The sequence below is a fragment of the Pandoraea oxalativorans genome (assembly GCF_000972785.3).
Taxonomy (GTDB): domain Bacteria; phylum Pseudomonadota; class Gammaproteobacteria; order Burkholderiales; family Burkholderiaceae; genus Pandoraea; species Pandoraea oxalativorans.
Window position 1 is genome coordinate 1871934 of the sequence record NZ_CP011253.3, and the last position, 21613, is coordinate 1893546.

Here is a 21613-nt window from a genome sequence, read left to right on the forward strand (position 1 = left end):
CTCTCGTCAAACGTTCGCAGCAAACCCACAGGTTTTATGGAACAAGTAGAAGATCTCTTTACGCAACCGTCGGATGACGACACGCTAACGCTCGGCGCGTATGCCGAGCGTGCTTATTTGGACTACGCGATCAGCGTGGTCAAGGGCCGGGCACTGCCGGATGTCTGCGACGGCCAGAAGCCGGTACAGCGCCGCATTCTGTTCGCGATGAACGAAATGGGCCTCGCGTCCGATGCCAAGCCGGTTAAGTCGGCGCGCGTCGTCGGCGACGTGCTCGGCAAGTTCCACCCGCACGGCGACCAGTCCGCGTACGACGCGCTGGTACGTCTCGCGCAGGACTTCTCGATGCGCTATCCGCTCATCGATGGTCAGGGCAATTTCGGCTCACGCGACGGCGACGGCGCGGCGGCCATGCGTTACACGGAAGCCCGTCTGACGCCGATTGCCAAGCTGCTGCTCGACGAAATCGATGCGGGCACCGTCGACTTCGTGCCGAACTACGATGGTTCGACCGAAGAGCCACGCCTGTTGCCTGCGCGCTTGCCGTTCGTATTGCTCAACGGCGCGTCGGGCATTGCTGTGGGTCTCGCGACGGAAATTCCGTCGCACAACTTGCGCGAAGTGGCCTCGGCGGCCGTGGCGTTGATCCGTAATCCCAGGTTGGATGACGCTGAGTTGATGACTCACGTGCAGGGACCGGACTTCCCCGGCGGCGGGCAACTGATTTCGAGCGCAGCCGAGATTCGCGCCGCGTATGAGAGCGGACGCGGTAGCCTCAAGATGCGCGCGCGCTGGAAGATCGAAGAAATGGCGCGCGGCCAGTGGCAGGCGGTGGTGTACGAATTGCCGCCGAATACGTCGGGCCAGAAGGTACTCGAAGAGATCGAGGAACTGACCAACCCGAAGGTCAAACTCGGCAAGAAGTCGCTCACGCCGGAGCAACAGAACCTCAAGCAGTCGATGCTGGCCATGCTCGACGCCGTGCGCGATGAGTCCGGTAAAGACGCACCCGTGCGTCTGGTGTTCGAGCCGAAGTCGAGCCGCATCGATCAGCAGGAATTCATCACGATGCTGCTCGCGCATACGAGCCTGGAGTCGAGCGCATCGGTGAACCTCGTGATGGTGGGGGCCGACGGCCGTCCGGGCCAGAAGTCGCTGCGCGACATCATCACCGAGTGGATCGGGTTCCGCTTCGAAACGGTCACGCGTCGCACGCGTCACCGTCTGGGCAAGGTCGACGACCGTATCCATATTCTCGAAGGCCGCATGATCGTCTTCCTGAATATCGACGAAGTCATTCGCATCATTCGCGAGTCGGACGAGCCGAAGGCCGCGCTGATGAGCGCGTTCAAGCTGAGCGAGCGTCAGGCGGAAGACATTCTGGAAATTCGTCTGCGTCAGTTGGCGCGTCTGGAAGCGATCAAGATCGAGCAGGAACTGGCGTCGTTGCGCGACGAGAAGGCCAAGCTCGAAGACTTGCTTGCCAACGAAAGCACGATGAAGCGTCTGATCATCAAGGAAATCGAAACCGACGCGAAGCAATTCGGCGACGATCGTCGCACGCTGATTCAGGAAGAGAAGCGTGCGGTCGCGGAAGCCCGCGTGGTCGACGAACCGGTCACGGTCGTGGTGTCGGCCAAGGGCTGGGTGCGTGCGCTCAAGGGCCACGGACTGGATGCACAAGGTTTCTCGTTCAAGCAGGGCGACGCACTGTATGGCGCGTTCGAATGCCGCACCGTCGATCCGCTGATTGCTTGGGGCAGCAACGGACGCGTCTATTCGGTGGCCGTGGCCCAGTTGCCGGGCGGCCGTGGCGATGGTGTGCCGCTGACGTCGCTGATCGAACTGGAATCGGGGTCGCGTCTGCTGCATTACTACGCAGCGTCCGGCGATCAGCCGCTGCTGCTCGCGACGTCGTCCGGGTTCGGTTTCACGACCAAGCTCGGCGATATGGTGAGCCGGGTGAAGGCGGGCAAGTCGTTCATGACCATCGATGATGGGGCGGAGCCGCTTGCGCCGACGCCGATCTGGCAGGGCGCCAGTGCGGTCGCGTGTCTGTCGAGCGACGGGCGCTTGCTCGTGTTCGGCATGGACGAAATGAAGGCACTGACGGGCGGTGGGCGCGGCGTGACGTTGATCGGTCTCGAAGCCAAGCAGACGCTGGTGTCGGTCGTGCCGATCAGCGAGGCAGGCGTGACGGTGTACGGCGAAGTGCGCGGCGGCAAGATTCAGTCCGAGACGCTGTCGGGCGCATCGCTTGCGCCGAACATCGGCAAGCGTGCGCGCAAGGGCCGTTCGCCGAATGTGAAGTTTGCGACGTTCAAACCGCGTTCGCTCGAGCCGGTGTTGCCGGCCGCGCCGAAGGCATCCTGACGGAGTCCCGCATGAGCGTTTACGCCTTCAGTCTGTTTCTGCATCTGGTCAGCGTGGCCGTATGGATCGGTGGGATGTTCTTTGCGCTGGCCTGTCTGCGGCCCGCGTCGTCGGAACTGTCGCCGCAGCAGCGTCTGCCGTTGTGGGAGGCGGCGCTCACACGGTTCTTCACGTGGGTGGGCGTTGCCATCGTGCTGATCCTGCTGTCCGGCGGGCACATGATGATGGGCATGGGCGGTCTGCATGCCCGCTGGCCTGTGCACGCCATGGCGGGGGGCGGCGTGCTGATGATGCTCGTCTTCGGTCACATTCGCTTCGCACTGTTCCCGCGCTTGCAACGGGCCGTGCAGGCGCAGTCGTGGCCGGAGGGCGCGGCGGCGGTCAACGGTATTCGTCGTCTCGTGATTCTGAATCTCGTGCTCGGCATCGTTACGATCGGACTGGCGGCGTCGCTTCGCGGCTGATCGGTGCGATCGGTGCGATTGCTGAGACTCACGCTGGCCGGGCTTCGTCGTTGACGGTCCCGGCCACTTCATGGCACAGGGCGACGAACGCTTGCACGAGTGGGCTGTTATCGTCGCGGCGCTTGCCGAGTAGCAGCGCCGAGTGCGCGTCCGGTTCGCTGAAGTCCATGAAGTGCGCGCCTTCAATCTGAATGCAACGCACGGCGGCTGGCAGTACCGCAACCCCCAATCCACTTGCCGCGAGGGCGACGATGGTCGTCGACTCGCGCGCCTCCTGAACGACACGCGGTGTAAAACCCGCGCGCTCGCACATCCTTCGAATCTGTCCGTCGACCGCCGTCCCGACGCCGTTGGGATGCATGATGAACGCTTCGTTGGCCAGATCGGCAATCGACACGCTGGCGTGCTTGGCCAACGCATGTCCCTGATGCAGGACGACGACCAGCGCTTCGTCGATCAACGTCTCGAAACTGAGTCCCGCGACTGGCGGCGCGTTCTCCGCCTGACGGAGCAATCCGATGTCCAGCGTCCGTTCGATGAGGGCTTCCCGTTGGCGCTCCGACGGCGCCTCACTGAGCGTTAGCGTCACGCGCGGGTAACGCTGACGGTAAGTCGTCAGTACGCGTTTCATCAGGTTCGTCATGGGCGCCGACGTCGTGAACGCAATACGCAACTCCCCGGCATCGAGCCCGGCGATTTGCTGCACTTCGAGTCGGGCCGCTTCGGCATCGGCAAGAATCTGGCGTGCACGCACGAGGAACGCGCGACCCGCGGGCGTCAGGAAGACACGTCGTTGCGAGCGCTCGAAGAGCGGCACGCCCAATTCATCCTCAAGCGCCCGAATCTGCATCGATAGCGGCGGCTGCCCGATGTTCAGGCGCTGCGCGGCCCGGCTGAAATGCAGTTCCTCGGCGACGGTGACGAAGTAGCGAAGGTGTCGCAGTTCCATACCTCAAGCCTCGATTGATCTGTTTTATATATAAAAATAAGCCTTAAATATATATTGGACGCGAGGTAACGGCAAACCTATCATTCGTCGTATACATTTCACCCTTGGTTCGCGTGAGGCGGGCCAGCGTCATGGCATCAACCAACTCCCTACCTTTGTCTTCGAGTTAAAGTCAAATCTGGTGTACGGGGCGTGAGCAAGATTAGGCGGCCAGGGGCTGCTGAGCCGGTGTGCTGTCGGTCACCGGCTCTCCATCCTTGAACGTCATCCCGTCAAGCATCGTCGCGATCTTTTCGGGGGCGCGGATGCGCCGCCACGAGTCTTCGGCCGACTCGATCAGCTTGAATGCCAGGCCGAGGAACGTCGCGCGCGAGACGCAGTTACGCGTGCGCTTGGTGCGGTGACGCACCGTCGCGAAGGTCGATTCAATCGGATTCGTCGTGCGCAGATGCTGCCAGTGTTCGGCCGGGAAATCGTAAAATGCCAGCAGCTCGTCGCGATCTTGCGTCAGCTTTTCGACCACCTTCGGATACTTTGCCGAGTGGGTATCAACGAAGTGATTGAAGGCAACCAGCGCTTCGGCACGCGTGGCGGCCATCCAAATGTCCTGCATCGCCTTTTTGGCGCGGGCCTGCTGCGATTTCGGCAGCGCGTTGAGCACGTTGCCCATCTTGTGGAACCAGCAGCGCTGATGCTTGGTCTGCGGGAACACTTCTTCCATCGCTGCCCAGAATCCCATCGCACCATCTCCGCAAGCCAGCAGCGGCCCTGACTGCAGACCGCGCTTTTTCAGATCGAGCAGCAGTTCGGCCCACGACGCCTTCGATTCCCGATACCCGTCACTGATCGCCACACGCTCTTTCGTTCCGTCCGGTTTGACACCAATGATCACCAACAGGCACTGGCCGTCGGAATCGTCGCTGCGCACGCCGGTGTGAATGCCGTCAGCCCACCAGTACACCCAGCGCGCCAACGACAACTCACGCTGATTCCACTGAGCATGCTCATCGGCCCATTGCGCCTTCAGACGACTCACCACATTTGGCGACAGGCCGCTGACCTGGCCGCCCAGCATGATGCCCATGGCTTCGCTCATGTCGCCCGTCGAGATGCCTCGCAGGTACAGCCACGGTAGTGCGGCCGACACGCGTGCGGATTTGCGAACGTACGGCGGCACGACCGCCGAATTGAAGCGGATGCCCGAACCCGAGCGATCACGCACCTTCGGTACCCGAACCGGCACCGGACCGATGGCCGTGACGACTTCGCGCTCTGGTAGGTAGCCGTTGCGCACCACGGCACGCCGACCGTCGATCGACCTCACGTTGCTGTACTGTTCAAGCATGCTCGCCAGTTCCGCTTCGACTGCCTGCTCGATGATCTGCCGCGCGCCTTGCTGGATCAGTTCATCGAGCGCGCTCTTCGTTTGTGCTTTTCTGCCGTTCGTTTCTTTCATAATCTTCTTCATGGTGGTCGGGGCCGGCTCGCGCCGGCTTTGCTCGGTGTGCCTTCGACAAGCAACATTCTCAGCTAAACCGCCACCGCCTTCTCATATTTCCCAAAGCACCCCGTACACCAGATTCGACAATAGCTCTTTGTCTTCCGGCGGCGCGCCCGCCGGTAGTGCGTCTGCTCCCAAACTACCGGCGGGCGTTGCGCGCGGCACGCGCGAATACGCCGTCATCAGCCGAGCCCTGTTCTTCGGTGGTTTTTCGACGTTCGCGCAGCTTTACTGCATGCAGTCGCTGCTGCCGTTGCTCACCACCACGTTCGGCATTAGCCCGGCGCAGGCCAGCTGGTCCGTATCTGCAGCCACGATGATGATGGCGCTCGGTTTGCTCGTGACGTGTGTCGCGGCCGACCGCGTGAGCCGCAAGCGGATGATGACGATTGCACTGCTCAGTTCTTCCGTCCTCACGCTGGCCAGCGCCTTCTCGACGAACTTCGAGACCATCGTGATTCTGGCGGCGCTCAAGGGGCTGGCCTTGTCCGGACTACCGGCAATCGCCATGGCGTATCTGAGCGAGGAAATCGATCAGCGCTCGCTCGGTATGTCGATGGGGCTCTATATCGGCGGCAACATCCTCGGCGGGATGGCGGGGCGGGTGATGGCGGCGTTTGTCGCCGACATGTTCTCGTGGCGCGTGTCGGTAGGGCTGATCGGCCTCGTGTGTCTTGCAATGCGCCTTGAGTTTGCCCGCAGCCTGCCGCATTCGCGCCGCTTCACCCCGCGTCATATGACGGTACGTGAAGCGCTGGGGCATGCACGCCGACATCTGGGTGACCCGGCGTTGCTCGGCTTGTACCTGTTCGCCGGCCTGATGATGGGCAGCTTCGTCAGCGTCTACAACTATCTCGGGTTCTATCTGTCGGCGCCGCCGTTTCATCTGCCGCATGCAGCCATCGGTGCGATTTTCACGATGTACCTGATCGGCGTCGTGGGTTCGTTCATTGCAGGGCCGCTGTCGGATCGCGTGGGCCGCCCCCGTCTTTTGTGGGCGCTCGTTGCGCTGGCGATGGTGGGGCTTTTCACGATGCTCGCGTCGCAGGTGTCCGGGGTGGTGATCGGTCTGGCGATCTTCACGTTCGGCTTCTTCGGTGCGCACACCGTGGCGAGCAGTTGGGTCGGCCGACGTGCCACGGAAGGGCGAGCGATTGCTTCCGCACTGTATCTGTTCTTCTACTATCTGGGGTCCAGCCTGCTTGGCAGCTTCTCGGGCGTCATGCTCAAGTCGCACGGCTGGCACGGCGTGGTTGCGTTGTTGTCGGTGGCCGTGGTGCTGTCGCTGGGTGTGGCGATTGCCATGCGTCGTGCGTACGGCACCGGCAAGCCAGCCGCCCTCGTTTAGCCGATTTCACTTCACCGGCATTCCCATAAAACAACAGCCACCCTCGGGTGGCTGTCGTCGTTTTCGACGCAAGTGACTGCGAACGAGGTCAGGTCGCAACTTGCACCACGCAGATTCGCGTGGCGCAAACGATCACCGACTTACGCAGCGTGCCGTCAGGCAAGTTCGGCGATCAGTTCGATTTCGACACATGCGCCAAGCGGAATCTGCGCCACGCCGAAGGCCGAGCGCGCGTGCTTGCCTGCGTCGCCGAACACTTCGCCGAACAGTTCCGATGCGCCGTTCGTCACCAGGTGCTGCTCGGTAAATTCCTGCGTCGAGTTCACGAGGCTCATCAGCTTCACAATGCGCTTGACCTTGTTCAGGTCGCCCGTGTGGGCGTGCAACGTGGCGATCAGTTCGATGGCGGTGGCGCGCGCCGCCGCCTTGCCGTCTTCGACGCTGACGTCCTGACCCAGCTTGCCGGTCCAGATCTTGCCATCCTTCTTGGGCAGGTGGCCGGAGAGGAACACGGTGTTGCCGGTCTGCGCGGCCATCACGTAAGCGGCGGCGGGCGCGGCGGACGACGGCAGTTCGATACCCAGTTGCTTCAGTTTGTCGTAGACGGACATGTACGGCTTCCTTGCAAATTCGTTAATGGAACAAAATCGCGGATCATCGAATCCGGTGGCGGATCAGGCGGCGCGGCGCGTGAGCGCGTCGGCGATCAGCGCGCCAAGACGCGCGACACCGATTTCGATTTTCTCGGGCGGCACCGTGACGAACGACAGTCGAAGCGTATTCGATTGCGGCGTCCCGACATAGAAGGGCGCGCCGGGCACGAACGCGACATTCTGCGCGATCGCTTTCTCCAGCAACTGCATGGTGTCGATGCCTGCAGGCAATGTCAACCAGATGAACATGCCGCCTGCAGGCGTGGTCCACGTGGCGTCGGCTGGCATGTGCTCCTTCAGCGAAGCGAGCATGGCCTGCGCCTGTGCGGCGTAGAGCGTGCGAATCGACGGGATGTGCGTGTCGAGAAAGCCATCCTTGACCACTTCGTATGCGATGCGTTGCGTCAGGCTCGGCGTATGCAGATCGGCGGCCTGCTTGGCCTGCACCAGCTTGGCGATCACCGCCTTCGGGCCGATGATGAAGCCGAGTCGCAATCCCGGTGCGAGCACCTTGGAGAACGATCCCATGTACAGCACGCGCTCCGGCGCGAGCGACATGAGGCTCGGCAATCGCTGGCCTTCATAGTCGAGTTCGCCATAGGGGTCGTCTTCGATGATGGCCAGGCCGTCGCGTTTGGCGATGGCGGCCAGCGCCTCGCGTCGTGCCATCGGCAGACGTCGCCCCGTCGGATTCTGGAAGTTCGGCATGGCGTACAGGAAGCGTGCGCCTGCCACCAGTTCCGGCGTCAGTGCCTCGGGCAGGAGGCCGTGATCGTCGGTCGGCACCGGCACGTACTTCGGGGCGAACAACGAAAACGATTGCAGTGCGCCCAGATAGCTCGGTGCCTCGACAAGCACGCGGCTGCCTTCGTCGATGAAGGTCTTGCCGATCAGATCGAGGCCCTGCTGCGAGCCGGTGGTGATCAGTACGTTCTCCGGCGCAATCGTCAGGCCGTCGCGTGAGTAACGCTTGGCGACCCATTCGCGCAGGGGCGCGAAGCCTTCCGTCGCGCTGTATTGCAGCGCCGCTTGCGGCGATTCGGTCAGGACGCGATCGGCGGCCTCCCGCATTTGTGCGACGGGAAACGTGGCGGGCGAGGGCAGGCCGCCAGCAAATGAAATGACGTCCGGGCGCTCGGTTACCTTGAGAATTTCGCGAATGGCCGAGCTGGTCAGATTGCGGGCGCGTTCGGAATATTGCCAATCGTGCATGATGGTCTCGCTTTGAGAATGCGGCCTTTTCTGAGCGGCCGCGAGTATCGAGCGTTGCGGTTGCCGGGCGCGTGAAGGCGCGCGCAACGTCAGGGGGGCTGACCCATCGCGGCGCAGGGATCGCATGCGCCGCGACGTGTCGTCAGACCGGTTTGCCCGTGAGTCGCGAGGCGCCGATCTTCATGTTTTTGCCGAGTGCAATGGTCAGTACGACACCGGCGGCGAACAGCCAGGTGAGCGCATCGACCTGTTCGCCGAAAAAGAGCGCGGACAACGCAATCGTGAAGAAAATCTGAAGCAATTGTACTTGGCCCACGCGCGCGATGCCGCCCATGGCGAGACCGGCATACCAGGCGAAGAAGCCGATGAACTGCGAGAAGAGGGTGACGTAGGCGAACGCGCCCCAGGCCTTGCCGCTCACGGGCCATGGTTGCTGCCACGCAAGCCAGCCGACCGGCACCAGCAACACCGGTGCGCAGACGACGAGCGCCCAGCAGATCACTTGCCAGCCGCCCATGTCGCGCGCGAGCTTGCCGCCCTCTGCATAACCCAGTGCGCCAATGACGACGGCAAGCAGCATCAGTCCGTCCGCCACATGCAGGCTACCGCCACCGGCACGAAGCGCGAAGGCAACCACGAGGGCGCTGCCGAGCAGGGCAAACACCCAGAAGCCACGCGAAGGACGTTCGCCACCCAGCCAATAAGCGTAGATCGCGACGAAGAAGGGTTGCAGGCCGTTGACCACGGCCCCGTGGGACGCGGGGATGGTTTTCATGGCCCACGCCGAGAAAACGGGGAAGGCGATAATCACGCCGAGCGAGGTGATGGCCAGACTCTTGACTTGTGGCCACGTCGGCCACGGTTCCTTGCGCCACCAGAGCAGTGCGCCCGCGAAGACGGCCGCAACCAGCGCGCGTCCCAGTCCGTTAAGCAGCGGATTGACTTCCGCCACGACGATGCGCGTCATGGGCAACGTCAGACTGAAGATGAGCACGCCGATCAATCCGATCAGCATGCCCCGGGATTCGCGCGAATTCATGGTGTCGCCTCGTGGTTCTCTGTTTCTATGTTGTCCGCCCGCCATGCACTGTGCCGGGCGTTTGGATCGGGTGCGGCCTAACGCAAGGTGCGCGGGCCGTCGGGGGTTTCGATTTCTGCCGCGAGCGACGGCTCGACCAGCGTTGCTTCGACGTTGATGAGGGCATCGGCGCCCAGCCACTGCAATTGTTCTGCGATCACCGTCGCCTGCGGATGGAACCCACGCAGCTTGGTGACGGCGCAATCCGCAGACGGCAACGCATCTGCGGGATGTTGCGGTGAATCCCACTGGATCAGCGTCGGCAGCAGGCCCTGCCCCGCACCTTGCCATGACGGCAAGCTGCCGTCGTCGGGCACGCCGATCTGCCACGTCAGCGCGCCGCGCTGCATCGCCACGACCGGCGCCAGGCGTTGCGGATACTGCGCCTGCCAGCGCGGCAGCGACCGCGGACGATCGACGCGCGCCACCCAGTGCGCAAGGTAGGGACCGCGAGCAAGGCGCGTCCGAACGGTTTCATCGTCGAGACCGAACCAGCGCGCACGGCCCGGTGCGGGGGCTTCCGGATCGATGGCGATGATCTCCAGATAGGCGCCGCCCCACAGACCCAGCAAACTGTTGTGTGTCCCCATGCGGGCGTGCTTGCCGCCGCGTTGCGGCACGACGTCCGTGAGGCCGAGTTGCTCGATGACGTGCGCTTCGCCCGCTTCCAGCGTTTCTGCGGCGACGACGAGATGGTCCAGTTTCAGGGCGTGAGGTGCGGTCATGTTCGGTTCGGGCAGCAAAGACGGGCGACAAAAAACGATAGCTTACTCTGCCTGCGCGCCGATGCCGCGTCTTCCGAGGCCAGCGTCGGCAAGTCCGGCAGGAACGGTCGACAGCATGACCTGCGCGTCTCGTGTTGCCTGAGTTAACCGCGCGAGAGTCGCGCTACCGTCCCGTCGGCTCGCTTCGTGCGATTCGCCAGACGCACCGCAAGGTTGCGCCACACCACCCGCAATCCGGTACCGAGTACGCGTCCGCGGCCCAACGCAGAAAGCGTTTTTGCGGGCTGACTCACACGCATGCGCGCGCCTTCCTGCCAGGTGCCCAGCCACACGCGCTGCCCGCCGCGAATCTCGAAGCTCTCGCCTGCACGCAGCCAATGGTCGTGCGGTTCGCCTTCCACGGTCAGCCAGAGCAGGCCCTGCAACACTTGCAGCGACTGCGGCGGTTCGGCAGCCGGGCTCTGCCAGACGACGGTCTGTTCCCGGTCCAGTTCGAAAAATCGGATTTCACGCATGGCGGTCTCCAGTTGAGAGGACACTTTATCGGTTAACTCCGGTACAGTACCGATACAGATGGTGAGGTAGTTCTCGGTACAGTTATGAGTTGACAGGGATACTGGCTGGCGTAGAGTGGCAATCCATGAGCGGCAGGGGCAGACACTTCGATACGAATGGGGCTGTCAACCGGGTGGGGGCACCGATCGCTGCTCCCCGAAGCACTGCACGCGCGGGCACGACCTGCGCGTGATGCGTATCTCGCGTGTCCTGCCGGGGCACGACACAGGTGAATGAGGATGACGACAACGAACCGCATTTCTCCGCTGATTCTTGCGGACAACGCCGCGCTGGACACCGCGCGAATGACGCTTGTCGATCAGTTGGTGCACTGGGCAAGGCTGCGTATCGAGGAGCGGGTTTTTCTGCCGGGCATGCGCATGCCGTCGATCCGCTCGCTGGCGGAAGACAAACGCGTTTCGCGTTTCTCCGTTGTCGAAGCGTACGAGCGACTGGTGGCACAGGGGTATCTCGAAGCCCGGCGCGGGTCCGGTTTCTACGTGCGCGAGCGACCGGTTATGCCGCCGCAAAATGCGGCCGCACCGATGGTCACGCAGGGGCCGCTGGATGTCGCATGGCTCGTACGTAGCATGCTGCATCAGGTGGCCCCCGAGCGCGGCCCGGGCATGGGGTATCTGCCTGCGACGTGGCTCGACGCGGACATGATGACGTCTGCGATGCGCTCGATGAGCCGACAGTCGAGCGCGCATTTGCTCCAGGCGGGCAATCCGCTGGGCTTTCTGCCGCTGCGTGTCCAACTACAGACGCAACTCGCGGAGCTGGAAATCGGCGCGAGGCCCGACCAGATCGTGTTGACGTCCGGGATTACGCAGGCTGTGGACTTCTTGTTGCGGCTGTACGTGCGTGCGGGCGATACGGTACTCGTCGGCGATCCGGCGTGGTTCGTCGTGTTCGGCCGAATCGCGTCGCAGGGGGCCAATACCGTCGGCGTGCCCTACACGCCGGACGGCCTCGACATGCAGGCATTGGAGCGGCTCGTGCAGCAGCACCGTCCCAAGCTGCTCATTCTGAATTCGATTCTGCAGAACCCGACGGGCACGTCGCTGACGCCCGCCCGCGCATTCCAGATTCTCCGTCTCGCGGAGCAGTACGACTTCATGGTGCTGGAAGACGATATCTACTGCGATCTGTGTCCGCCGCATCAGCAGGTGGCGCGTCTGGCGAGTCTCGATCAGCTCAAGCGCGTGATCTACATGGGGAGCTTTTCGAAGACCCTCGCGGCGAACCTGCGTGTGGCGTTCGTCGCCTGTTCGCCGGAGTTGGCGAAGACGTTCGTCGACCACAAAATGCTGTCGGGATCGACCACGCCGGAGATCAACGAACGCATCGTCTACAAGGCGCTGACCGAAGGGCATTACCGACGTCACGTGGAGCGGTTGCGTACCCGTCTGGACGAGGTCCGCGACGGCGCGCGACGCAATTTGGAGCGTATGGGGTTGCGCATGTTCGGCGAACCGACCTCCGGCATGTTCTTCTGGGTCGATACCGGCATCGACACGAACGCCATTGCGGCCGCCGGGCACGAGGCCGGTTTCCTGTTTGCGCCGGGGGCGTTGTTCTCGCCGCGTCAGGCCCCCAGCACGTGGATGCGCATGAACATCGCGTGCTGCAGCGATCCGTCCATGTTGTCGTTCCTGTCGCGACAATTGGAGTTGGCGGCATGAGACGGAATGAGCCGGTGGCGACGGCGGCCAGTACGCCCTTATGCGAGCCCTGGCTTTGGGCTTTTGCCGGGTCTTGCGGCTTTTCCCGCTAATTTGGCTCATTCGTCAGCAAAATAGCGTTGAAATAACCTTGCTGGTGGCCTTGAAATGCACGCCGCCCGTCCCTATGTTCCGACCTGTACCGCCGTTGCGGCAGCGCGCGCGCACAAGTGCGCCCGGCGGCGATACGGGCTGACACGCCGGACATTCCATTCATCTCACCGATTCATGAGGGTTCCCGACCATGGCGCAAGAAACCATGAGCTTTCAGGCAGAAGTCAAACAGCTTCTGCAACTGATGATTCATTCGCTGTACAGCAACAAGGAAATCTTCCTGCGCGAGCTGATCTCCAACGCCTCGGATGCCGCCGACAAGCTGCGATTCGAAGCGATCAACAACGCAGCGCTGTACGAGCAGGATCCGGAACTCAAGATTCGCGTGTCGTTCGACAAGGACGCCCGCACCATCACTATCGAGGACAACGGCATCGGCATGAGCCGCGATGAAGCCGTTGCGCACCTCGGCACCATCGCGAAGTCCGGCACCAAGGAATTCTTCTCGAACCTGTCCGGCGATCAGCAAAAGGACGCCGCCCTCATCGGTCAGTTCGGCGTGGGTTTCTACTCGGGCTTCATCGTCGCCGACCGCATGACGGTCGAATCGCGTCGTGCCGGGCTGCCCGCCGCAGAGGGCGTGCGCTGGTCGTCGGCAGGCGAGGGCGACTTCTCGGTCGAGACTATCGAACGCGCGTCGCGTGGCACCGCCATCACGCTGCACCTGCGTGAGGGCGAGGACGAGTTGCTGTCGTCGTGGCGACTGCAATCGATCATCCGCAAGTATTCGGACCATATTTCCCTGCCGATCGTGATGCGCGGCGAGTCGTGGAACGAAGAAAAGCAGGCGATGGTCCCCGCCGAGACGGACGAGACCGTCAATCAGGCGAGCGCGTTGTGGACCCGCAGCAAGAGCGAGATCACCGACGAGCAGTACACGCAGTTCTACCAGCACATCGCGCACGACATGCAGGCGCCGCTGGCATGGACGCATAACCGCGTAGAAGGGCGCAGCGAATATACGCAACTGCTGTACGTGCCGGGTCACGCGCCGTACGACCTTTGGGATCGCAATTCGCAAGGTGGCCTGAAGCTGTACGTGAAGCGCGTCTTCATCATGGACGATGCGGAGCAACTCCTCCCGAACTACCTCCGCTTCGTGCGTGGTGTCGTCGATTCGGCAGACCTGCCGTTGAATGTCTCGCGCGAAATTCTTCAGGAAAGCCGCGATGTGAAGGCCATCCGCGAAGGGTGCGCGAAACGCGTGCTCGGTCTGCTGGAGGATCTGGCAGAGAACCAGCAGGATAAGTACACCCAGTTCTGGGGCGCATTCGGTCAGGTGCTCAAGGAAGGCACCGGCGAAGATCAGGCCAACCGTGAACGCATCGCCAAGCTGCTGCGTTTCGCGAGCACGCATAACGATTCGGCCGAGCAGACGGTATCGTTGGCCGATTACGTCAGCCGCATGAAGGAAGGTCAGGACAAGATCTACTACGTGACGGCGGAGAACTGGGTGGCCGCAAGTCACAGCCCGCATCTCGAGGTGTTCCGCAAGAAGGGTGTGGAAGTGCTGTTGCTGACCGACCGTGTGGACGAATGGATGCTCTCATACGTCCATGAGTTCGACGGCAAGGCGCTCGTGAGCGTGGCGCGCGGCGATCTGGATCTGGGCGCGCTGGAAGACGCCGCTGAGAAGGAAGCGCAGGAGAAGACCAGCGACGACCTCAAACCGCTCGTCGAAAAGATGAAGGAAGTGCTCGCCGACAAGGCCAAGGACGTGCGGGTGACGTTCCGTCTGACCGATTCGCCGTCGTGTCTGGTGTCCGACGAGAACGACATGAGCGGCACGCTTCAACGCCTGATGAAGGCGGCCGGTCAGAAGATGCCGGCGTTCCGTCCGATTCTCGAGATCAACCCGGAGCATGCGCTGATCAAGCGTCTCACGGCCGAGAGCGCCGACCTCTCCGACTGGACACAGCTCCTGTTCGAACAGGCGTTGCTGGCCGAAGGCGGCAATCTGGAAGATCCGGCGGCGTTCGTAAAGCGTACCAACGCCTTGCTGCTGTCCGCACGCTGATCACATAGCACAGACGACGGGACTGTTTTGGCGTAACGCCGTCTGCGTAGTGTTGTCCTCGTAGCGACGAAGGCCCCCGTGACGAAATGTCGCGGGGGCTTTTTCTTGTCCGACGGAATCCGGCAACGGCCGGTGACGCCTTTGTTTGCGGGGGGCATAGCCGCAGCCGACTGACGCCGCGTGAGCGGCGCGCCGACATGTTGCGCCCTTATAATGCCGAGCCATGACTTTCCGATTCGATGTAAGCGGGCGGCGCTGGCAGGCTGTCCCGGCACCGGCGCTGTCGCGTCGTCACAAGGACTGGCTGACCCGGGGCGGCGCACTCACGCGTCATTTGTCCACGCTCGGCCGGGTGAGCGTGCGCGTGGTGGCCGAACGGGTGATGCCCGCCGACGCAGATCAATGCCGTGCGATTGGCGTGCCGTTGCGTACGCCGATGTGGGCGCGCGACGTCATCCTGCTGGTCGACGACGAGCCGGTCGTTGTGGCGCACAGCGTCACGCCGCTCACGCATAGCCGTTCAATCTGGCAGACGATGCGTCGCCTGCGTACCCGTCCGCTCGCCGATCTGCTCTATCACGATCCTACGGTCACCCGTTCCGAGCTGGTGTCCAGTCCGCTTGGACCACGCCATCTGTTGCACGGTCGTGCGCGACACGATGCACGGGACCCGCTCGTCAATGCCCACCCGCGCGCGCGATTGTGGGCCCGTCGTTCGGTGTTTTTGCGTCATGGTGCCCCGCTGCTCGTCACCGAGGCGTTTCTGCCGCGCTTCTGGCGTCGTTTGCAAGCGATGCATGGCGAGACGGTGAACGATTGAGCGCCATGCCAACGCCATCCGTGCCCGAACTCAAACGCAACTTCCCGCCAGTGGTGGACGCCAACACACGTGTCCTGATCCTCGGCAGCTTGCCCGGCGAGGTCTCGCTCGCGCACCAGCAGTACTACGCGCATCCTCAGAATCGTTTCTGGCATCTGGTGGGCGAGGTCGTGGGCGAAGCGCTGCCGACGCTCCCCTACGAAGCACGTCTCGACGTGCTGCGCGCCCACGGCGTGGGGCTTTGGGATGTGGTGGCGGAGGCGCGTCGCGAGGGCAGTCTCGACAGCAACATCCGATTGCATGCGGGCAGCGACCTCGCGGGCCTGATCGGCACCTTGCCGTCGCTGCGCGCGATCGCCTTCAATGGCGGCACGGCAGCGCGCATTGGCCAGCGCGCACTCGCCCAGGCCAACGTACCGTTGCCGGTCGTGCTGCTACCGTCGAGCAGCCCCGCCTATACGATCCCGTTCGCGACCAAACGCGACGCCTGGCTGGTACTGCGTGACTGGCTGGGAACGCCGGACGTCTCATCTGCTCGCTGAGGGCGACGTGAAACGTTGCGCTTACGGCGGGGAGAACCCCGTCACCGACAGGCGAAGCGCGTGAACCCGGTACAATGCGAACCCATCGGAATATCCCGAGCAATACTGAAGGACACATGACCCTCATCAAACGCAAATCCATCGAAGCCGAAGCGTTCGTCGCCGACGACCGTGCCGCCCGTTCACCGCGCCCCACGTACAAGCCGCGTTTCGCGCCGGTGACGTTCTCTGAAATCGGTGGCGTGCGTTACCTGCATTTCGGCACGGAATGGGTGCAAGGGGCGATGCGTCTGTCGAAGCCGGATCGTATCGAACTGGAATATGCGCAGCAGATGATGGCGTGGTTGCTGTTCATGCGCGCACCGAAGCACGTGGTGCAACTGGGCCTCGGCACCGGCTCGATTACGAAGTTTTCGGCCAAGCAGTTCCCGCGCACGCAAGTGACAGCCGTTGAGTTGAACCCGGCCGTGGTCGTCGCTGCCCGCACGATGTTCGATCTGCCGAGCGATTCGCGTCGACTGAAGGTGCTGGAAGTGGATGCGTGGGACTACGTCACCGACACCGCAAATCACGGTGCTGTCGACGTCCTGCAAATCGATCTGTACGACGCCACCGCCCGCGGCCCGGTCCATGACACCCCGGCGTTCTACAAGGCATGCCGCGCCACGTTGCGCGAGCCGGGCATGCTGACCATGAACCTCTTCGGCGATCACGACAGCTATCCGAAGAATATCCGTCGTCTGCGTCAGGCGTTCGACAACCGTGTGATCGAATTCCCGGAAGTGCATGACGGCAACGTCATTGTGCTGGCGTTCAACGGTCCGCTGCTGTCGGTGGAATGGAAGGACGTGGAAGCGCGCGCCAAGGTGGTGGAAGCCGCGACCGGCTTGCCTGCGAAGCGTTGGGTCAAGCAGCTTCGCGAGAAGAATGGCGACGGCGGTCCGGTACTGACGGTCTGACGTTGTTCGCGTAGCTACGCGTCGCTGTATTGCAGAAGCCGCCGTTTGCGGCAGACGCAAAAAAGCCAGCCGAGAGGCTGGCTTTTTCTTTTGCGCGGCGTGCAGTCCCTAAACGCAGGGACCGTACACCGACCCGCGTCAGGCGGCGACTTCGTCGATCGTCAGCGCTTCGCCACCGGCGACGATCGCCAGCAGGCGGTCGACGTTCGGGTGCGCGCCCGGACGGTTGCGTGCATCCGCGGTGTGCTCGCCGAAGACCGCCAGTGCATGCTCGGCGGCCTTGGCGTCGAGCGTACCGAAGGCTTGCTTGAGGTAGTGGTAGACGGCGAGCGAGCCTTGCTTGCCCGGTGCATTTTCGATGGTGCCCACGACGGCGCCGCCAGCATTGCGCAAGTCGATGCGCGCGATGCCTTCGATGCCGCCGATAGAGGCCATCTGGGCGAGGTTTTCCTTGAACACCGGGGTCGGTTCGATGACTGCCATGGTTGTACTGCTCCTGCGGTTACGTCAGATGAATTGAAATCGCTGCGGGCCGAATGTTATCACTCCGGCCCGGGCGGAATCAGGTGCGTCGCCATTGCAGAATCGCCAGCGTCACCACCCCGGCGATCAGTCCCCAGAAGGCGGACCCGATGGAGAGCAACGTCAGGCCCGAGGCGGTCACCATGAACGTGATGAGCGCGGCTTCGCGTTGCTTCGTGTCGTGCATGGCGTTCGCCAGCCCGTTCATGATCGAGCCGAACAGGGCCAGTGCTGCAATGGAGACGACCAACGCCTTCGGAAATGCCGCGAATAGCGCAGCGATGGTCGCGCCGAATGTCCCGGCGATCAGGTAAAAGACGCCTGACCACACCGCTGCGGTGTAACGCTTCGCGGGGTCTTCATGCGCTTCGCGTCCCGTGCAGATGGCTGCCGTGATGGCCGCCAGGTGGATGCCGTGGGAGCCGAACGGCGCGAGCAGCACCGACGCGATACCCATCGTCGAGATCAGCGGCGATGCGGGGACCTTGTAACCATCCGCACGCAGGACGGCGAGTCCGGGTACGTTCTGCGACGCCATGGCCACCACGAACAGCGGGATCGCGATGCTGATCGTCGCCGACAACGAGAACGACGGCGTGGTCCATACCGGCTTCGCCAGCGATACGTTGAAATGACTGAAATCGAGCAGCCCCAGTCCGCCGGCAACGGCTGTGCCCACGATCAGCGCCGACAGAATGGCGTAGCGCGAGGCGAGTCGTTTGACGATGAGGTACGTGAAGAACATGGAGAGCACGAGTGCCGTCTGGTGCTGCGCGGCGACGAAAATCTCCAGTCCGATGCGAAACAGAATGCCCGCCAGCAGCGCGGACGCCAACGCGGGCGGCACGCGCCGCATGATCGTCTCGAAGCCCCCCGTCAGTCCGCAGACTGCGATGAGCGCATTGCAGACGATGAACGCACCGATGGCTTCACCGTACGGCACACCCGGCAGCGATGTGATCAGCAAGGCCGCGCCCGGCGTCGACCACGCGACAACGACGGGGGTGCGGTAGCGAAGCGATAGCCCGATGGTCGTCAATCCCATGCCGATGGACAGCGCCCAGATCCACGACGAAATCTGTTCAGGCGTGAGATGGGCGGCCTGTCCGGCCTGGAACATGAGGATGAGCGAGCTGGTATAGCCGGTCATCATCGCCACGAAGCCGGCCACGATGGCCGACGGCGAAGTGTCAGCCAGCGGGCGCAGCGGGGGCAGGGGAGCGGTGCTCGACGTCATGATGGCGTGCTGTCTCTTTGGTTGCGTTGTGGTTGTAATGTGCGGCGGTTCTGCCGCATGGTACGGCGTGCCGTTGTGTGCGGACGGCGCGCTATGCCGTGCATCTGCGGTGTATCTGCTGTGATGCGGGGATTTCGACGTTACTTGCTTAGCACCCGCATGGCCGATTCCAACCCCGCGAGCGTAATCGGATACATACGATTCGCAAAGAGCTGGCGGATCACCGAAATCGACTGACGATATTGCCAAATGGCTTCCGGCTCAGGGTTGAGCCATGCGTGATGCGGGTACCGGTCGATGAAGCGGCGCAGCCAGACCGCACCGGCTTCCTTGTTGTTGTACTCGACGGAGCCCCCCGGTTGCAGCACTTCGTACGGACTCATCGTCGCGTCGCCCACGAAGATCAGCTTGTAGTCGGCCGGATATTTGCGCAGCACGTCCCATGTCTCGAATCGCTCGTTGTGACGGCGACGGTTCTGCCGCCAGAGATAGTCGTAGACGCAGTTGTGGAAATAGTAGAACTCGAGATGCTTGAATTCCGACTTCGCGGCCGAAAAGAGTTCTTCCGTGCGCGCAATGTGATCGTCCATCGATCCGCCCACATCGAGCAGCATCAGCACCTTCACATTGTTGTGACGCTCGGGCACCAGCTTCAGATCGAGCCAGCCAGCGTTGGCCGCCGTGGCGCGAATCGTGTTGTCGAGATCGAGCTCCTCGGCCGCGCCTTCACGCGCGAACTTGCGCAGACGGCGTAGTGCGACCTTGATGTTGCGTGTGCCCAGCTCTACGGTGTCGTCGTAGTCGCGGTACGTACGTTGGTCCCATACTTTGACTGCGGTGCGATTGCCGTTGCTCTCGCCGCCGATGCGGATGCCTTCGGGGTTGAAGCCGCCGTTGCCGAACGGCGATGTGCCGCCCGTGCCGATCCACTTGCTGCCGCCTTCATGCCGCCCCTTCTGCTCGTCGAACAGTTGCTTCAGACGTTCCATGAGCTTGTCGAGTCCGCCCAGCGCCTGAATACGTGCCTTGTCTTCGGGGGACAACTCGCGCTGCATCCGTTTCTTGAGCCAGTCGAGCGGCACTTCGCCGGAGGCGTCGACGATGTGTTGCACGCCCTTGAAATACGCACCGAACGCCTGATCGAACTTGTCGTAGTGCTTCTCGTCCTTGACGAGCGAGAGGCGCGCCAGATAGTAGAACTCGTCGAGCGAGGGCGCGATCACCTGACGCTGCAGCGCTTCGAGCAGCGTCAGGTATTCCTTGACCGAGACCGGCAATTTTGCCGCGCGCAAGGTGTAGAAGAAGTCGATCAGCATGACGTGAGCGCGCTTATCGGTTGGCGCGATTCATGAAGACGAGCCGCTCGAACAGGTGCATGTCCTGCTCGTTCTTGAGCAAAGCGCCCGCAAGCGGCGGAATGGCGAGTTTGTTGTCGGCGCTACGAAGCGCTTCCGGGCCGATTTCCTCGGCCATCAGCAGCTTGAGCCAGTCGATCAGTTCCGACGTCGACGGTTTCTTCTTCAGGCCGGGGATCTCGCGCACTTCGAAGAACGTCGCCATGGCGGCGTTCACCAGTTCGCGACGGATGTTCGGGAAGTGGACGTCGATGATCGACTGCATCGTCGCCGGTTCCGGGAACTTGATGTAGTGGAAGAAGCAACGGCGCAGGAAGGCGTCGGGCAGTTCCTTCTCGTTATTCGACGTGATGATGACGAGCGGACGGTGGCGGGCTTTCACCAGTTCCCGCGTCTCGTAGACATAGAACTCCATGCGATCCAGTTCGCGCAGCAGGTCGTTGGGGAATTCGATGTCGGCCTTGTCGATCTCGTCGATCAGCAGCACGACCGGCTGGTCGGCCTCGAACGCCTGCCAGAGCACGCCCTTGACGATGTAGTTGGCGATGTCGCGTACGCGCTCGTCACCCAGTTGCGAATCGCGCAGCCGCGACACGGCGTCGTATTCGTAGAGTCCCTGCTGTGCCTTGGTGGTGGACTTCACGTGCCATTGCAGCAGCGGCATATCGAGGGCTGCGGCCACTTCCTCGGCGAGCATGGTCTTGCCGGTGCCGGGTTCGCCCTTGATGAGCAGCGGTCGTTGCAGCGTGGCCGCCGCGTTCACGGCGAGCTTGAGGTCGTCGGTGGCGACGTATTGGGAAGAGCCTTCGAAGCGCATTGTCAGAGCCGTCCGCAAACAGCCGGCCAACCGGCCGGGCAGGGAAAAAGTTCAGTATAAGACATTGCGCATATGGCTCGCTCGCGCGTTGAAAATGTGCATTCACATCAATGGCTTGCGGAAAAACTTCGGAGAACTGTGCGGGTCAGCACCGAGTTTGCGCCTCGGAGGGTGTGGGTTATAATCGATTGCTTTTTTCACAGGTCGACCGCCTTGGAGCCGGGACGTCGATCTGCGTGTTGCGGGCCGGTATTCCAACCAAAAACGTTCCCAAGAAGACCATGAAAAAGTTCCTCACGATGATGGCGCTGGCGCTTGGCAGCACGTCGTTCATGTCGGTCAGCGCTCTTCATGCGGCCGAACTCAAGCCCGATATGGAGGCGGCGAAGAGCAAGGTGGCCATGTGTATCGGCTGCCACGGCATTGCCGACTATCGCACCGCGTTCCCCGAGGTGTATCACGTCCCCAAGATCGGCGGACAGAACGCGAAGTACATCGAAAACGCCCTGAAGGAATACTCGAAGGGCGATCGCAAGTTCCAGACGATGCATGGCATCGCAGCCACGTTGACCGAACAGGACATCGTCGACATCGCCGCGTACTACGCGGCGCAGACGGCGTCGACGCCGGTCAATCCCCAGAAGTAAA

The 21613-nt window shown here is 62.6% G+C and carries 20 protein-coding genes; 9 read left to right on the forward strand and 11 right to left on the reverse strand.

The window, feature by feature from the left end; all coding sequences use genetic code 11:
- The first annotated feature begins 36 nt into the window (after positions 1 to 36).
- On the forward strand, positions 37 to 2373 hold the full coding sequence (gene parC / locus MB84_RS08450; protein WP_046291461.1) for a DNA topoisomerase IV subunit A: 2337 nt from the start codon (positions 37 to 39) through the stop codon (positions 2371 to 2373).
- An 11-nt stretch (positions 2374 to 2384) separates the two neighbouring features.
- Positions 2385 to 2837, forward strand: coding sequence for a CopD family protein (locus tag MB84_RS08455; RefSeq protein ID WP_046291462.1), 453 nt, complete (start codon positions 2385 to 2387; stop codon positions 2835 to 2837).
- Between the two features lie 28 nt (positions 2838 to 2865).
- On the opposite strand, the gene MB84_RS08460 is transcribed toward MB84_RS08455, so the two are convergent.
- Positions 2866 to 3786, reverse strand: a complete 921-nt coding sequence (locus MB84_RS08460) for a LysR substrate-binding domain-containing protein (RefSeq protein ID WP_046291463.1) — start codon at positions 3784 to 3786, stop codon at positions 2866 to 2868.
- 202 nt (positions 3787 to 3988) lie between these two features.
- Positions 3989 to 5254 (reverse strand): IS256 family transposase, encoded by a 1266-nt coding sequence (locus tag MB84_RS08465; RefSeq protein WP_046290953.1) that lies wholly within the window; start codon positions 5252 to 5254, stop codon positions 3989 to 3991.
- A 127-nt stretch (positions 5255 to 5381) separates the two neighbouring features.
- Here MB84_RS08465 and MB84_RS08470 point away from each other — a divergent pair, with 127 nt between their 5' ends.
- A complete protein-coding gene (locus MB84_RS08470; RefSeq protein ID WP_046291464.1) occupies positions 5382 to 6635 on the forward strand; it encodes an MFS transporter in 1254 nt (417 codons plus the stop codon).
- Positions 6636 to 6790: 155 nt separating this feature from the next.
- On the opposite strand, the gene MB84_RS08475 is transcribed toward MB84_RS08470, so the two are convergent.
- From MB84_RS08475 to MB84_RS08495, 5 genes are all read right to left on the reverse strand, one after another.
- Positions 6791 to 7246 (reverse strand): RidA family protein, encoded by a 456-nt coding sequence (locus MB84_RS08475; RefSeq protein ID WP_039399369.1) that lies wholly within the window; start codon positions 7244 to 7246, stop codon positions 6791 to 6793.
- Positions 7247 to 7309: 63 nt separating this feature from the next.
- On the reverse strand, positions 7310 to 8500 hold the full coding sequence (locus tag MB84_RS08480) for an aminotransferase-like domain-containing protein (protein WP_046291465.1): 1191 nt from the start codon (positions 8498 to 8500) through the stop codon (positions 7310 to 7312).
- Positions 8501 to 8642: 142 nt separating this feature from the next.
- A complete protein-coding gene (locus tag MB84_RS08485; RefSeq protein ID WP_046291466.1) occupies positions 8643 to 9539 on the reverse strand; it encodes a DMT family transporter in 897 nt (298 codons plus the stop codon).
- Between the two features lie 77 nt (positions 9540 to 9616).
- Positions 9617 to 10303 carry a VOC family protein gene (locus MB84_RS08490; protein WP_046293573.1) on the reverse strand — a complete coding sequence of 229 codons (687 nt, stop codon included), beginning with the start codon at positions 10301 to 10303 and terminating at the stop codon, positions 9617 to 9619.
- 143 nt (positions 10304 to 10446) lie between these two features.
- Positions 10447 to 10818: a DUF2917 domain-containing protein gene (locus MB84_RS08495; RefSeq protein WP_052653068.1), complete on the reverse strand. Its 372-nt coding sequence runs from the start codon at positions 10816 to 10818 to the stop codon at positions 10447 to 10449.
- A 279-nt stretch (positions 10819 to 11097) separates the two neighbouring features.
- Here MB84_RS08495 and MB84_RS08500 point away from each other — a divergent pair, with 279 nt between their 5' ends.
- The 5 genes from MB84_RS08500 (at position 11098) to MB84_RS08520 (ending at position 17034) form a co-directional block, all read left to right on the forward strand.
- The gene (locus MB84_RS08500) at positions 11098 to 12543 is read left to right on the forward strand and encodes an aminotransferase-like domain-containing protein (RefSeq protein WP_052653070.1); all 1446 of its coding nucleotides are present in this window, start codon (positions 11098 to 11100) and stop codon (positions 12541 to 12543) included.
- A 283-nt stretch (positions 12544 to 12826) separates the two neighbouring features.
- The gene (htpG, locus tag MB84_RS08505; RefSeq protein ID WP_046291467.1) at positions 12827 to 14713 is read left to right on the forward strand and encodes a molecular chaperone HtpG; all 1887 of its coding nucleotides are present in this window, start codon (positions 12827 to 12829) and stop codon (positions 14711 to 14713) included.
- Positions 14714 to 14936: 223 nt separating this feature from the next.
- Positions 14937 to 15533: a chorismate--pyruvate lyase family protein gene (locus MB84_RS08510; RefSeq protein WP_046291468.1), complete on the forward strand. Its 597-nt coding sequence runs from the start codon at positions 14937 to 14939 to the stop codon at positions 15531 to 15533.
- 5 nt (positions 15534 to 15538) lie between these two features.
- Complete coding sequence (locus MB84_RS08515; RefSeq protein ID WP_046291469.1) at positions 15539 to 16075, forward strand: DNA-deoxyinosine glycosylase; 537 nt, start codon at positions 15539 to 15541, stop codon at positions 16073 to 16075.
- 116 nt (positions 16076 to 16191) lie between these two features.
- Complete coding sequence (locus MB84_RS08520; protein ID WP_046291470.1) at positions 16192 to 17034, forward strand: class I SAM-dependent methyltransferase; 843 nt, start codon at positions 16192 to 16194, stop codon at positions 17032 to 17034.
- Between the two features lie 138 nt (positions 17035 to 17172).
- Here MB84_RS08520 and MB84_RS08525 read toward each other — a convergent pair whose 3' ends face one another.
- The 4 genes from MB84_RS08525 to MB84_RS08540 all read right to left on the reverse strand — a co-directional run bounded on the left by MB84_RS08525 (position 17173) and on the right by MB84_RS08540 (position 20965).
- On the reverse strand, positions 17173 to 17517 hold the full coding sequence (locus MB84_RS08525; protein WP_046291471.1) for a DUF2322 family protein: 345 nt from the start codon (positions 17515 to 17517) through the stop codon (positions 17173 to 17175).
- A 79-nt stretch (positions 17518 to 17596) separates the two neighbouring features.
- A complete protein-coding gene (locus MB84_RS08530; RefSeq protein WP_046291472.1) occupies positions 17597 to 18793 on the reverse strand; it encodes a benzoate/H(+) symporter BenE family transporter in 1197 nt (398 codons plus the stop codon).
- Positions 18794 to 18933: 140 nt separating this feature from the next.
- The gene (locus MB84_RS08535) at positions 18934 to 20109 is read right to left on the reverse strand and encodes a vWA domain-containing protein (protein ID WP_046291473.1); all 1176 of its coding nucleotides are present in this window, start codon (positions 20107 to 20109) and stop codon (positions 18934 to 18936) included.
- A 13-nt stretch (positions 20110 to 20122) separates the two neighbouring features.
- The gene (locus tag MB84_RS08540) at positions 20123 to 20965 is read right to left on the reverse strand and encodes an AAA family ATPase (protein WP_046291474.1); all 843 of its coding nucleotides are present in this window, start codon (positions 20963 to 20965) and stop codon (positions 20123 to 20125) included.
- 332 nt (positions 20966 to 21297) lie between these two features.
- Here MB84_RS08540 and MB84_RS08545 point away from each other — a divergent pair, with 332 nt between their 5' ends.
- Positions 21298 to 21612 (forward strand): c-type cytochrome, encoded by a 315-nt coding sequence (locus MB84_RS08545; protein ID WP_425415905.1) that lies wholly within the window; start codon positions 21298 to 21300, stop codon positions 21610 to 21612.
- Position 21613 lies beyond the last annotated feature (1 nt).